General features: G+C 73.5%; 13 protein-coding genes. 3 read left to right on the top strand and 10 right to left on the bottom strand.

Features of this window, described 5'->3' with window-relative positions; all coding sequences use genetic code 11:
• Window positions 1–32 precede the first annotated feature (32 nt).
• Window positions 33–1241 (bottom strand): CaiB/BaiF CoA transferase family protein, encoded by a 1209-nt coding sequence (locus ABD709_RS02730; protein WP_344772254.1) that lies wholly within the window; start codon window positions 1239–1241, stop codon window positions 33–35.
• A gap of 29 nt (window positions 1242–1270) precedes the next feature.
• Here ABD709_RS02730 and ABD709_RS02725 point away from each other — a divergent pair, with 29 nt between their 5' ends.
• Entirely contained in the window at window positions 1271–1918 is a 648-nt protein-coding gene (locus tag ABD709_RS02725; RefSeq protein ID WP_344772253.1) for a GntR family transcriptional regulator, read from the top strand.
• A gap of 1 nt (window position 1919) precedes the next feature.
• Here ABD709_RS02725 and ABD709_RS02720 read toward each other — a convergent pair whose 3' ends face one another.
• Window positions 1920–2828: a hydroxymethylglutaryl-CoA lyase gene (locus tag ABD709_RS02720; protein ID WP_344772252.1), complete on the bottom strand. Its 909-nt coding sequence runs from the start codon at window positions 2826–2828 to the stop codon at window positions 1920–1922.
• 19 nt (window positions 2829–2847) lie between these two features.
• Between ABD709_RS02720 and ABD709_RS02715 the strand changes: the two genes are divergently transcribed.
• Window positions 2848–3822: a phosphotransferase family protein gene (locus ABD709_RS02715; RefSeq protein WP_344772251.1), complete on the top strand. Its 975-nt coding sequence runs from the start codon at window positions 2848–2850 to the stop codon at window positions 3820–3822.
• 68 nt (window positions 3823–3890) lie between these two features.
• Here ABD709_RS02715 and ABD709_RS02710 read toward each other — a convergent pair whose 3' ends face one another.
• Genes ABD709_RS02710 through ABD709_RS02690 form a run of 5 tightly spaced genes read right to left on the bottom strand, consistent with a single transcriptional unit; the run spans window position 3891 to window position 7484 of the window.
• A complete protein-coding gene (locus ABD709_RS02710; RefSeq protein ID WP_344772250.1) occupies window positions 3891–5087 on the bottom strand; it encodes an acyl-CoA dehydrogenase family protein in 1197 nt (398 codons plus the stop codon).
• Window positions 5084–5428, bottom strand: a complete 345-nt coding sequence (locus ABD709_RS02705; RefSeq protein WP_344772249.1) for a DUF6285 domain-containing protein — start codon at window positions 5426–5428, stop codon at window positions 5084–5086. Before ABD709_RS02705 ends, ABD709_RS02710 begins: the two co-directional genes overlap by 4 nt.
• Window positions 5425–6078: a carboxymuconolactone decarboxylase family protein gene (locus tag ABD709_RS02700; RefSeq protein ID WP_344772248.1), complete on the bottom strand. Its 654-nt coding sequence runs from the start codon at window positions 6076–6078 to the stop codon at window positions 5425–5427. The genes ABD709_RS02705 and ABD709_RS02700 overlap by 4 nt, the downstream gene beginning before the upstream one ends.
• A 1-nt stretch (window position 6079) precedes the next feature.
• Window positions 6080–6643: a VOC family protein gene (locus ABD709_RS02695; protein ID WP_344772247.1), complete on the bottom strand. Its 564-nt coding sequence runs from the start codon at window positions 6641–6643 to the stop codon at window positions 6080–6082.
• Window positions 6644–6653: 10 nt separating this feature from the next.
• Window positions 6654–7484: an SDR family oxidoreductase gene (locus ABD709_RS02690; RefSeq protein WP_344772246.1), complete on the bottom strand. Its 831-nt coding sequence runs from the start codon at window positions 7482–7484 to the stop codon at window positions 6654–6656.
• Between the two features lie 149 nt (window positions 7485–7633).
• Here ABD709_RS02690 and ABD709_RS02685 point away from each other — a divergent pair, with 149 nt between their 5' ends.
• On the top strand, window positions 7634–8527 hold the full coding sequence (locus ABD709_RS02685) for an acyl-CoA thioesterase (RefSeq protein ID WP_344772245.1): 894 nt from the start codon (window positions 7634–7636) through the stop codon (window positions 8525–8527).
• A 3-nt stretch (window positions 8528–8530) separates the two neighbouring features.
• On the opposite strand, the gene ABD709_RS02680 is transcribed toward ABD709_RS02685, so the two are convergent.
• Genes ABD709_RS02680 through ABD709_RS02670 form a run of 3 tightly spaced genes read right to left on the bottom strand, consistent with a single transcriptional unit; the run spans window position 8531 to window position 12274 of the window.
• Window positions 8531–10057, bottom strand: a complete 1527-nt coding sequence (locus tag ABD709_RS02680) for a class I adenylate-forming enzyme family protein (RefSeq protein ID WP_344772244.1) — start codon at window positions 10055–10057, stop codon at window positions 8531–8533.
• Window positions 10054–11037: an acyl-CoA dehydrogenase family protein gene (locus ABD709_RS02675; protein ID WP_344772243.1), complete on the bottom strand. Its 984-nt coding sequence runs from the start codon at window positions 11035–11037 to the stop codon at window positions 10054–10056. The genes ABD709_RS02680 and ABD709_RS02675 overlap by 4 nt, the downstream gene beginning before the upstream one ends.
• A gap of 19 nt (window positions 11038–11056) precedes the next feature.
• Window positions 11057–12274 (bottom strand): acyl-CoA dehydrogenase family protein, encoded by a 1218-nt coding sequence (locus ABD709_RS02670; protein WP_344772242.1) that lies wholly within the window; start codon window positions 12272–12274, stop codon window positions 11057–11059.
• Window positions 12275–12384: the final 110 nt, after the last annotated feature.

Genomic DNA, 12384 nt, shown 5'->3' with positions numbered 1-12384 from the left:
TTAAGTCGGAGCGGGGACAGCCTTCCTCCCAATTACCGGTCCTCGCGGGCCTCCGCGAGGGTGCCGGCGACGGCCAGCGCCTCGTAGTCGAGGCCCGCCCGGCGTACGGCGTCCGCGAGCAGGCGCGTGTCGGCCCCCAGCCGCGGCCCGGGGCGCGGGACGTCGGGCCGGCTCCGCGAGAACTTCGGGACCAGCCCGATGCTCGGCACGTCGAGGCCGGCGGCGTTGGTCAGGTGCAGCACCATGTCCCGCGCCCGGTAGTGCTCGTCCTCGAGCATCTCGGCCGCGGTGTAGATCTGGCCGGCCGGGACACCGGCCCCGGCAAGCTCCTCGAGGAGCTCGGGAGCCGTGCGCGCCGAGGTCCACTCCCCGATCGTCGCGTCGAGCTCGGCCGCGTTGCGGCCGCGGGCCTGGTGGTCGGCGTACCGCGGGTCGTCGGCGAGCTCGGGTCGCCCCATCGCCTTCGCGAGCCGGGCGAAGACGGCGTCGGCGTTCGCGGCCAGGATGACGCCGGCGCCGTCGGCCGTCGGGTAGACGTTCGACGGCGCGACGCCCGGCAGCACCGATCCGGAGCGGCCCCGGGTGACGCCGGCGAGCGCGTGGTCGGCGAGCGTCGACTCCATCAGCGCGGCGACGGCCTCGTAGATCGCGACGTCGACCTCCTGACCCTTCCCGGTCCGCGACCGGTCGTGGAGGGCGGCGAGCGTCCCGACGACGGCGAACAGGCCGGCCAGCGAGTCACCGAGGCTGACCCCGGCCCGCGCCGGCGCCCGGTCGGGGTCGCCGGTCGTGTGCCGGATCCCGCCCATCGCCTCGCCGATGCTGCCGAAGCCGGCGTCACCCGAGCGCGGCCCGGTCTGCCCGTAGCCGCTGACGTGCACCATCACCAGCCCCGGGTTCGTGGCGCTGAGCGTCGCGTGGTCGAGGCCCCAGCGCTCGAGCAGGCCGGGCCGGAAGTTCTCGAGGACGACGTCGACCTCGTCCGCGAGCTCGCGGAGGACCGCGCGGCCCTCCGCCGCGTGCAGGTCGAGCGCGACCGAGCGCTTGCCGCGGGCGATCGTCGGCCACCAGAGGCTCTCGCCGTCGTGCGTGTGACCCCAGGTACGCATGGCGTCGCCCCGGCCCGGTGTCTCGACCTTGATCACCTCGGCGCCGTAGTCCGCGAGCAGCTGGCCCGCGAAGGGGCCGGCGATGAAGCTGCCCAGCTCGAGGACCCGCACGCCATTGAGAGGTCCACCCATGGCCGCGATTGTATACAATCCGGGATGTGGTGTCAGCGTACGAGGCGATCCGGAGCGCCATCGTGGAGGGCCGCTACGAGCCGGGCGCGCGCCTGGTCGAGCAGCGGATCGCCGAGCAGTTCGCGCTGTCCCGCACCCCGGTCCGCGAGGCGCTGCGCACCCTCGAGGCCGAGGGCCTGGTCCTCATCGAGCCGAACCGCGGAGCGACCGTGCGCAGCCTCGGCGTCGAGGAGGTCGTCGACCTCTACGGGCTGCGCGCCCGGCTGGAGGGGTACGCCGCCGAGCTGGCCGCGGAACGCCACGACGACGCCGACCTGGCCGCGATCGACGCCGGCATCGCGGACTTCGGGGCGGCCGTCGAGGCGGAGCCCGGCGACACCGTGGAGCAGACGCGCGCCCTCGACGCCGCCAACCGGCGGATCCACGGGGCCGTCGTCGCCGCCGCCCGGCACCGGCAGCTCGACCAGCTGCTGGCGCGCACCGTCGACGCCGCGCTGGTCTTCCGCTCCTTCCGCGCCTTCCGGCCCGAGCAGACCCGGCAGTCCCACGAGTTCCACCAGCTGGTCCGGGCCGCCGTCGCGGCCCGGGAGCCGGCCCGGGCCGGCGCGCTGATGGTCGAGCACATCCTGCAGGGGCGGGACGTGCTGCTCGAGGGCCTGCGGTCAGCGCAGGCCTAGGTCACCCCGCCAGGTCACCGGGCCAGTCCCCCGCCCTCGAGAGCTGTCCGGGAAGCGGCGCACCGCCGAGCCGGTCCTGGAGCCATGCGGCGTTCTCGATCAGCGCGGCCAGGTCCAGGCCGGTCTGCACACCCATCCCGTGCAGCAGGTAGGTCAGGTCCTCGGTCGCGACGTTGCCGGTGGCGCGAGGCGCGAACGGGCAGCCCCCGATGCCGCCGGTCGCCGCGTCGAGCGCGTCGATCCCGGCCTCGACCGCGGCCACGGCGTTGGCGTAGCCGGTGTTCCGGGTGTTGTGGAAGTGCGCGCGACGCCGTACGCCGGGCGCGACGCCGGCGAGGCCGTCGACGAGCCGGCTGACCCGGTCGGGTGTGCCGACGCCGATGGTGTCGGCGAGCGAGATCTCCCGGATCCCGAGGCCGGCGACCCGTCCCGCCAGGTCGAGGACCCGCTGCTCGGGCACCGCCCCCTCGAAGGGGCACCCGAACGCGCAGGCGATCGTCACGCCGAGCGGTACGTCGGCCGCGGCCACCATCCGTCCGATCTCGGCGACCGTGGCGTCGACCGACATCCGCTGGTTGCGCTGGGAGAAGGTCTCCGAGGCGACCAGCACGCAGTTGAGGTCGTCCACGCCGGCGGCGCGGGCCCGCTCGACCCCTCGCAGGTTGAGCACCAGCGCGGACCGGATCCGGCCGGCGCCGGGCGGCACGCCGGCGACCACGTCCTCGGCGTCGGCCATCGCCGGCACCGCCTGCGGATGGACGAAGCTGGTGACCTCGACCCGGCCGACGCCGGCCGCGAAGGCGCGGTCGGCGTACTCCGCCTTCTGCGCGGTGGTGAGCGTCCGTGACTCGTTCTGGAGGCCGTCGCGCGGGCCGACCTCGACGATCTCGACACGCCGCGGGGAGGCCATGACTGTATACAATCACGCCGTGGCGACCTCCCCCACCGATCCTGCCCACGAGCTGGTCGCCGCCCTCCGGGCGACCGTCGGGGAGGCCGCGGAGGGCGTGGTCGGCGGACGCCGGTTACCCGCGGGCGCGTCGCGCGAGACCTGGCTCCTGGACCGCGCCGACGCTCCCCCGCTCGTGCTCCGCCTGGACACCCCGGGCTCCCTCGACGGCGACGCGCTGCTCCGGGAGGCCGCGCTGATGGTGCTCGCCGGACGGGGCGGCGTGCCGGGCCCCGAGGTGCTCGCGAGCGGCCGGGGCGACGGTCGCCTCGCCGGCGGCTTCGTCCTGATGAGCCACGTCGACGGCGAGTCCGTGCCGCAGCGGATCCTGCGCGACGAGCGGCTCGCTGCCGCGCGGGCCGGCTTCGCCGCCGAGTGCGGCCGGATCCTCGCCGACCTCCACCGGATCGACCCGGAGCAGGCGGCGGCCGCCGGCACCCCGGCCGACGACCAGCTCGACGCCTGGACCGCCACCCTGGCCGCCGAGCCCGACCCGCACCCGATCCTGGAGCACGTCGCCGCCTGGCTCCGCCGCCACCGCCCCGCTCCGGTCGAGCCCCGCCTCGTGCACGGCGACTTCCGTCTCGGCAACCTCATCGTCGACCCGCACGGCATCCGGGCCGTCCTCGACTGGGAGCTCGCGCACCTCGGAGACCCCGCCGAGGACCTCGCCTGGCTGACCCTCCGCGCCTGGCGCTTCGGCGCCGCCCCCGAGGTCGCCGGCTGCGGCGACGTCCCCGACCTGCTCGGCGCCTACGAGGCCGCCGGCGGCACACCGGTCGATACCACCCGCCTCCGCTGGTGGCAGGTGATGGGCTGCTTCCGCTGGGGCGTCATCTGCCTGCACCAGGTCGGCCGCCACCTCTCCGGCGCCGAACGCTCCGTCGAGCTCGCCGCCATCGGCCGTCGCGTCGCCGAAGCCGAGCACGACGCGATGCTGCTGCTGCTGGCCTGATCGCCGAGTCGGCTCAAGCTTGAGCCGACTCGGCGCCGAGGTCAGCCAAGTTTCTGCCGACTCGGCGCTCAGCTGGCACCGAAGTCCCAGCCGTCACCCTTCTCGTAGCCGCGCAGCACGCGGCGGGCGACCGACTCGACGTGCACCTCGTCCGCCCCGTCGTAGAACCGGGCGAAGCGAGCGGCGCGGTACATGTGGCTGAGCGGGGTGTCGTCGGTGAGGCCGGCGGCGCCGTACACCTGCAGGGCGCGGTCGACGACCCTCCCGAGCGTCCGCGCGCCGGCGACCTTCAGCGCCCCGATCTCCACCCGCGCCTGGTCACCCGCGTCCATCTTCCGCGCGGCGGCCAGCGTCATCAGCCGCGCCGACTGGATCTCGGTCCACGAGTCGAAGACGAGCTCCTGCATGAGCTGCTTGTCGGCCAGCCGCGACCCGTGCGCGTACCGCGAGTTCAGCCGCTCGCACATGAGGTCGAACGCCCGCTGCGCCTGCCCCAGCCACCGCATCGCGTGGAAGATCCGGCCGGGGCCGAGGCGCTCCTGGGCGATCCGGAACCCCGCGCCGCGCGGCCCGAGCGTGTTGGTGAGCGGCACGCGCACGTCGTCGTACGCGACCTCGCAGTGGTCGTGCAGCATCCCGAGCACCGGGAGGTCCCGCACGATCCGGTAGCCCGGGTCGTCGGTCGGCACGATCACCAGCGAGAACGACTCGTGCACCGGCCGGTCGGACTCGGTGCGCACCATCACCGTGGTGTATCGCGCCCGCTGCGCCCCCGTCGTGAACCACTTCCGGCCGTTGATGACCCAGTGGTCTCCGTCCACCACCGCGCTGGTCTGGAGCAGGGTGGGGTCCGAGCCGGCCACGTCCGGCTCGGTCATCGCGAAGCTCGGCCAGAACTCGGCGCGGGTGATCGGCGCCAGGTATTGCTCGCGCCACTCCTCGCTGGCGTAGCGGTCCAGCATCAGCGAGTCCTGGAGCGTGAACGTGCCGAGGGCGATCTGGCCGTACTCGCTGCGCCCCTGCACCTCGTTCACGTGCACGTAGTCCAGGAACGGCAGGCCGCCGCCGCCGAGGTGCTCGGGGTGGCCGATCGCCCAGAGCCCGGCCGCGCGCGCCTGCCGCTGCAGATCCGCCATCAGCGCGTCGGCCTCGGGGCCGCCGGCGTCGAGGACCAGTTCGGCGGGCTCGACGAGGTCGACCATGAACGCACGCACGCGGGCGCGCAGCTCCCGGACGTGCGGAGGTACGGCGAACGGGTCGCTCATCGGCGGGCGTCCTCCAGGTAGCGCGGGTTCACGACCGCGACCTTGGCACGTGCCCACGCGGCCAGGTGCGCGGTCAGCAGGGGGTATCTCGGATCATCCTCGCCGAGGGTCGCCGCCAGCGCTGCGAGCTCACGCTCGTCGGTGACCCCGAGGTCGTCGAGCCGGGCGGCATGGGTCGCCTCGTCCTCCGCCGCGGACGAGAGCTGACGCTCCACGATCGCGACCACGTTGGCCGCGACCCGGCGGTGCAGTGCCTCGCGGTCGCCCGGCGGGGCGGCCAGGAACTCGCGGACCGCCGCGAGCAGCTCGACCGGGTCGGGCCGGTCGTGGCAGGTGCTCACCCCTGCGGGGCGGACGTGGCCGCGCCGACGTCGTAGGACATCGCCCCGCCCTCGGGCGCGGGCACCTCGACGATCGGCTCGGGGCGGTCGTCGAACTCGGTGCGGAGAGCGCGGCTCATCACGGCGTGCATGTCGTAGAGCGCGGTGATGTAGGTGAGCTCGAGGATCTGCTCGTCGCTCAGGTGCTCGCGGAGCGCGTCGAAGACGGCATCGGCGACGCGGCCACCGTCGAGGACCAGCGCGTCGGTGTAGGCGAGCACGGTCCGCTCCACCTCGTCGAACTGCGCGGACACCTGCCAGCCGGGGACCGCCTCGATCTTCTCCTCGGGCACACCGAGCGCCCGCAGCGACTTGCAGTGCTGGGAGAAGACGAATTGGCTGCCGCGCGCCCACCCGGCGCGGGTCTGGCCGAGCTCGCGCAGCACCGGGTCGAGCAGCCGCTTCGGTGAGCGGTAGAGCGCGAAGCCCTTCACCGCGTGGTCGAGCACGTCGGGCACCAGGGCGAAGACCGTCCACCAGTCACCGGGTGTGCCGGTCTCGGTGCCGGGCTCGGCGACCGGGTCCCGGTCCGCGCCGAACAGGAAGTCGTACATCGTCGTCACGATGGGCGCGTTGTCGTCCGCCCGCGGGACCTGGCGCAAGCGGGGCACGTCAGGCCTCCGCGCGGGCGCGGAGGTCGGCCGCCGTCCGCGGCTCGTGGTGCGCCTCGTCGGGGCCGATCTCCCGGGTCCAGGCGGCGAACTCCAGCAGGATCCCGTCGGGGTCGACGAAGTAGAGCGACCGGATGAACACCCCCGGGTGCATCTTCGCCGCGACGCCGAACGGGCTGTCGTCGTGGTTGAGGATGAAGCCGGTGCGTACTCCGGCCTCGTCGAGCTTCGCCTTGTAGTCGTCGAACCTGTCCTCGGGGATGGTGAACGCGACGTGGTTCATCGAGCCGACGGCGCTGAGGATCTCGCCGAAGCCCGGCATGTCGGCGGCGGAGGCGATCCCGGGCGCGGGTGCGGGCGCGTCGGGGAACCAGAAGAACGCCAGGTAGCTGCCGGGTGCGACCTCGAAGAAGAAGTGCTGGCCGCCGCCCTCGGGCAGCTCCAACGTCTTGACCAGCGGCAGGCCGAGCAGCCCGTTGTAGAACTCGACGGTCCGCTTCATGTCAGAGCAGACCAGGGCGACGTGGCAGAAGCCGTTGATCTCGAACGGGCGCTCGTCGGTCATCGCGCGATCCTCACTTCGCGTTGCGGCGCGCGCGCTCCTCGTAGGCCGCGCGCGCGGCGGGGTCGGCGTGCGTGAGCACCTGGCTCGCGTCGTTGGTCTTGGCGAGAGCGTCCTGCACCTTGCGCGGCAGCGCCTGGGTGAACTTGGTCGGGCCCTGCACCCAGTTGGGCACCCACAGCTCGGCGCGCGGCTTGCGGACGACCGACTCGATGGCCGCGGCGACGTCGTCGGCGGTCACCGGCTTCATGCCCTTGGCGGCCGGGACGCCGGCGGCGAGCTCGGTCTGGACGACGGTCGGCAGGATCAGCGAGACGTCGAGGCCGAGCGGCGCGAACTCCTGGCGGATCGCCTCGCTGAAGCCGACGACGGCGAACTTCGAGGCGGAGTACGTCGCCCCGTCCGGTACGGCGAGCCGTCCCACGGCGGACGCGACGTTGACGATGTGGCCGTGGCCGCGCTCGGCCATCCCGGGCGCGACCGCCTTGATGCCGTTGATCGGCCCGTGCACGTTGACGTTGAAGATCGCGGCCGTGAGCGAGTCCGGCTCCTTGAGCACCGGGCCGAGCGGCATGATGCCGGCGTTGTTGACCAGGACGTCCCAGGGTCCGAGGTGACCGACCTCCTCGAGGAAGGCCTGCCAGGACGCCGGCTCGGTGACGTCGAGCTGGGCGGCAACGACGCGGTCGCCGTACGCCCGGGCGACCTCCTCGGCCAGGTCGGGGTCGAGGTCGCCGATGGCGACCGACGCTCCCTGGCGGGCGAACCGCTCGACCGTCGCGCGGCCGATGCCCCGGGCGCCGCCGGTCACGATGATGGACATTCCGGAGATCTGACGCGCCATCTGGGCCATCCTCGGGTCGTCTGACAAGAACTCCTGTCAGTTTGTGACCGCACCCTCCGGGTGTCAAGGGTCCCGGCCCGCAGAGCGGGCACTTATCGGCAGGACTGCCGAAATTGACGGGCCCTCGGGCGGTGGCCGAGGGTGTCCCCGTGGTGACCCAGCCGAACGCCGACGACGACGGCGCGTGGACGACCCTCCTACCCGAGCTGATCGCGCTGCTCGACCTGACGCCCGACGGCGAGGACCGGTTCGCGGCCGGCCACTCCACCGCGTCGGTGACGACCGGTCACGTGTTCGGCGGCCTGGTCGCCGCGCAGGCGGTGATGGCGGCCGGTCGCACCGTGCCCGCCGACCGCGCCATCCACTCGCTGCACGGCTACTTCCTGCGGCCGGGCGACGCGGCGGTCCCGCTGCACGTCGAGGTGGACCGCACCCGCGACGGCCGCTCGTTCAGCCACCGGCGCGTCTCGGCGGTGCAGGACGGGCGGGTGATCGCCGAGTTCACCTGCTCGTGGGCGATCCCGCGGGCCGGCATCGCCCACCAGACCGGCGCCCCGCCAGCGCCGGACCCGGAGACGATCCGCCCCGACCACGAGGTGCTGCGCGACCTGCCCGTCGGGATGACCCGCTACGGCACCAGTCCCGACGCGTTCGACCTCCGCACCGTCGGGCTCGGCCCGGGCTGGTTCGAGAGCAAGGTGCCCGCCGGCGAGCCGACGCTGGTCTGGAAGCGGGCTGCGGGCGCGGTGCCGGACGACCCGCTGCTGCACGCCGCGCTGTTCACGTTCGCGAGCGACATGCGCATCCTGCACCCGGTGCTCCGCCCGCACGGCCTCGCGATGTACGGCGTCGACGTCCGCCCGGCCACGATCGACCACGCGGTGTGGTTCCACCGGCCGGTCCGGGTCGAGGACTGGCTGCTCTGGCAGTGCGAGTCCCCCTGGGCGGGCGACGGCCGCGGGTTCGTCCGCGCCAAGGTCTACGGCACCGACGGCACGCTGGTCGCCGAGGCCGCCCAGGAGGGCCTCATCGGCCTGGGCTGAGGCCTACGCCTCCTCGCGCACCATCGCCCGGACCGCCTTGCGGTCGGTCTTGCCCACGCTGGTCAGCGGCACCGCGTCGACGATCCGGACCTCGCGCGGGTACTTGTAGCGGGCGAGCCGGGCCTTCGCGAACTCCATCAGCTCGTCGGGGTCGGCGGACGAGCCGGGGTGCAGCGCGACGACCGCGACGACCTCCTCGCCGCTCTTCTCGTCCGGCCGGCCGACGACCGCGGCTGCCGCCACCGCCTCGTGCTCGATGAGCGCGTCCTCGACGTCCCGGGGGAACACGTTGAAGCCGCCGCGGATGATGAGGTCCTTGAGCCGGTCGACGACGTACAGGTAGCCGTCCTCGTCGACGCGGCCGACGTCGCCGGTGTGCAGCCAGCCGTCGACGATGGTCTCCGCGGTCAGCTCGGGCTCGTTCCAGTAGCCGAGCATCACGCCGGGGCCGCCGACGCAGATCTCGCCCTCCTCGCCCGTCGGGACCTCCTTGCCGGCCGGGTCGAGGATCGCGACCTTCACGTGTGGCGCCGGCTTGCCGACGGTGCCCACGCGGTTGTCGCTCTGCGTCATCGCGGTCACGATCGCGGTCGCCTCGGTGCAGCCGTAGCCCTCGAGGATCGTCACCCCGAAGGCCTTCTCCACCTTCTCGCGCAGGTGCGGCAGCAGCGGCGCGCCGCCGGAGCCGAAGGTCTGCAGCGAGCTGAGGTCGTAGTCGGCGTAGGGCAGGTCGAGCAGCATCTGCATCATCGAAGGGACGACGGCACTGTTCTCGAGCCGGTGCTCCTGGACGAGCTCGAGCCAGCCCTGCGGGTCGAACCAGCGCTGCATGACCGAGACGTTCTGGCGCTCGGAGTGCAGGCCGGCGACCAGCACGTTGAGGCCGTAGGCATGCGAGAGCGGCAGCGGCAGCAGGGTGCGCGTCATGTCCATGGACTCGGCGACGCCGGCCATTCCGCTGCCGGCCTCCCACAGCCCGTCGTGGCTGAGCATCACGCCCTTGGCGCGACCCGTGGTGCCGCCGGTGTAGAGCAGCGCCGCCAGGTCGTGGTCGCCGCGCGGGACGACCTCGCCGGGCTCGCTCTCCTCGAGCGCGCCGAACGGCGTCGCGTCCACGCCGTCGGGCACCTCGCCGATCACGACCAGCTGGAGGCCGAGGCCCTCGGCCGAGCCCTGGACCAGCGGCAGCAGCTCCGGGCTGACGATCGCGGTCCGCGCCCCGGAGTCCTCCAGGATGTGGCGCAGCTCCGGCGGGGTCTGCAGGAAGATCACCGGCGTCACGACGGCGCCCGCGCGCCAGATGGCGTGGTAGGCCACGAACACCTCCGGGGTGTTCATGGTCAGCACGATCACCCGGTCGCCGGGCTCGACGCCGGCCGCGGCGAGCCCCGACGCCACCCGGCGGGCGCGGTCGAGGATCTGGCCCGAGCTGTGCCAGGCACCCTCGAAGTGGAGCATGTCGTAGTCGCCGACCCGGTCGAGCCACGACTCGGCGAGCAGGGCGAGGTGGTGCTCCCCGACGCCGCTCATCGCGCCTCCTCCGCCGCCGCGAGCGCGAGGGTGGCGACCTCGTCGAACGCGTCGACGTCGTCGCCGAGCAGCAGCCGGTCGACCTTCGCCCGCCGCCAGTAGAGGTGCGCGTCGTGCTCCCAGGTGAAGCCGATGCCGCCGTGCACCTGGATCAGCGTCTCGGCGGCCTGCTCGAGCGCTGTCGCCGCCGCTCCCTTCGCTGCGGCCGAGGCGAGCGGGAGCTCGTCGGGTGCGTTGTCGACCGCCCAGGCGGCCCACCACACCAGCGACCGCAGCTGCTCGACCTGCACGTAGACGTCGACCAGCGCGTGCTTGACCGCCTGGTAGGAGCCGATCGGGCGGCCGAACGCGTGCCGCTCCTTGGTGTAGGCCACGCCGATCTCCAGCGCGCGCGCCGCTGCGCCGAGACCCTCGGCCGCGAGGATCGTCCGCCCGACCTGGCGGGCGCGGTCCCAGCGCTCGCGACCGCCCGCGACGGTCTCGCCGTCGGCCGGCGCGACGTCGGCGAGTCCCCGCGTGGGGTCGAGCGGCTCGCGCGCCGTCACGGTGCCGCCGCCGATCACGACCTCGTCGCCGCGCAGCCAGAGGAAGGTGTCCGCGCCGACGGCGTCGAGCACCGGGCCGTCGTCGACCACCGCGACGGCCAGGCTGCCGTCAGCGAGGGCGCCGAGCCGCTGCTCGTCGTCCTGGAGGAGCACCGCCGCACGCGCGTAGGTCACCAGTGAGGGCCCGGCGAGCACGCGGCCGGCCTGCTCCGCGACGACCGCCAGGTCGAGGACGGTGCCGCCCCCGCCACCGGCCCGTTCGGGAACGGTGATCGCCGCGAACCCGCTCTTGGCGAGCTCCAGGCGCCCAGGAGGTACGTCGGCGGTGGCCGAGTCGAGCGCGGCGCGCGCGGCCGCGGGCGACGCGGAGCCGGCGAGGAAGTCGCGGGCAGCGGACGCGAGGTCGCGCTGCTCGTCGTCGAGGTCGAAGTACATGGCTGCAGCCCTTCTAAGCTCACGCGCCGGAGGCGACGAGGTCCTTGAACGTGACGTCCTTGTCGGCGCGCGGCTCGGGCGGCAGCCCGAGCACCCGCTCGCCGATGATGTTGCGCAGCACCTCGTTGGTGCCGCCGGCGATGGCCATCCCGGGCAGCACCGCCTGCAGGTCCTGCCAGCCGGTCGAGCCCTCGGCGTCGACCGCGTAGACGGCGTCGTCGCCGAGCAGGCGTACGGCGAGGTCGGCCAGGTCGCGCGCCGCCTTGGTGCCGGCGAGCTTCCCCGCCGATGCCTCGGGGCCGGGCAGGTTGCCCTGGCTGAGGGCGGTCAGCAGCCGGTAGCCGGTGTAGCGGATGCCCAGCGAGGCGACGTAGGCCCTGCCGAGCTCCTGACGCACGAGCGCCTGCCGGCCCTCGGGGAGCCCGGCGACCCGGCCCGCGACGTGGCGGGCGACCTGGCCGACGCTGACGCCGATCTCGGTGCCGCCGCCGCCCAGGGTGAGCCGCTCGCTCATCAGGGTGGTGAGCGCGACCCGCCACCCGTCGCCGACGTCGCCGAGCCGCTCGCTGTCCGGGATCACCACGTCGTCGAAGAACACCTCGTTGAACTCCGCGGTGCCGCTCATCTGCTTCAGTGGCCGCACCGTCACGCCGGGCGCCTTCATGTCGACGACGAACATCGTCAGGCCGCGGTGCTTGGCGACGTCGGGATCGGTGCGGGTGAGCAGGATGCCGTAGTCGGACAGGTGGGCAAGCGTCGTCCAGACCTTCTGCCCGGAGACGCGCCAGTTGCCGTCGGTGTCCCTGACGGCCTTGGTCCGCAGCGCTGCCAGGTCGCTGCCGGACGCGGGCTCGCTGAACAGCTGGCACCAGACGTCCTCGGCGCGGAGCAGCCGCTTGAGGTAGCGCTCCTTCTGGTCGTCGCTCCCGTGGTAGATCACGGTCGGGCCGCACATGCCGATGCCGATCAGGTTGATGAGCCCCGGGACGCCGGCCCGGTCCATCTCCTGGTCGACGATCGCCTGCTGCATGGGCGTGCCGCCGCGCCCGCCGGCCTCGACCGGCCAGGTCACGCCGACGTAGCCGGCGTCGTAGAGCAGCGCCTGGCGCTCGCGCGCCACGACATCGTCGAAGCTGCGGCGGTCACCGCGCTCCCCGAGCCGGTCGCGGTTCGCCTCCAGGAAGCTGCGCACCTCGGCGCGCCAGGCTGCTTCCTCAGGGGTGTCGTCGAAGTCCATCTGCGGTCCTCCTGGGAGTCGCGGTCACACGTCGAGGGTCAGCGTCGCACGGAACTTATCTGCACTCAAGCATGTAAATGAGGGAAAGTGTTTGGCCTCTCACCTGCACA

It is taken from the genome of Nocardioides panacisoli (assembly GCF_039537325.1).
GTDB lineage: Bacteria > Actinomycetota > Actinomycetes > Propionibacteriales > Nocardioidaceae > Nocardioides > Nocardioides panacisoli.
The sequence above is the reverse complement of the archived record's forward strand: the minus strand, read 5'-3'. Positions and strand labels throughout refer to the sequence as shown.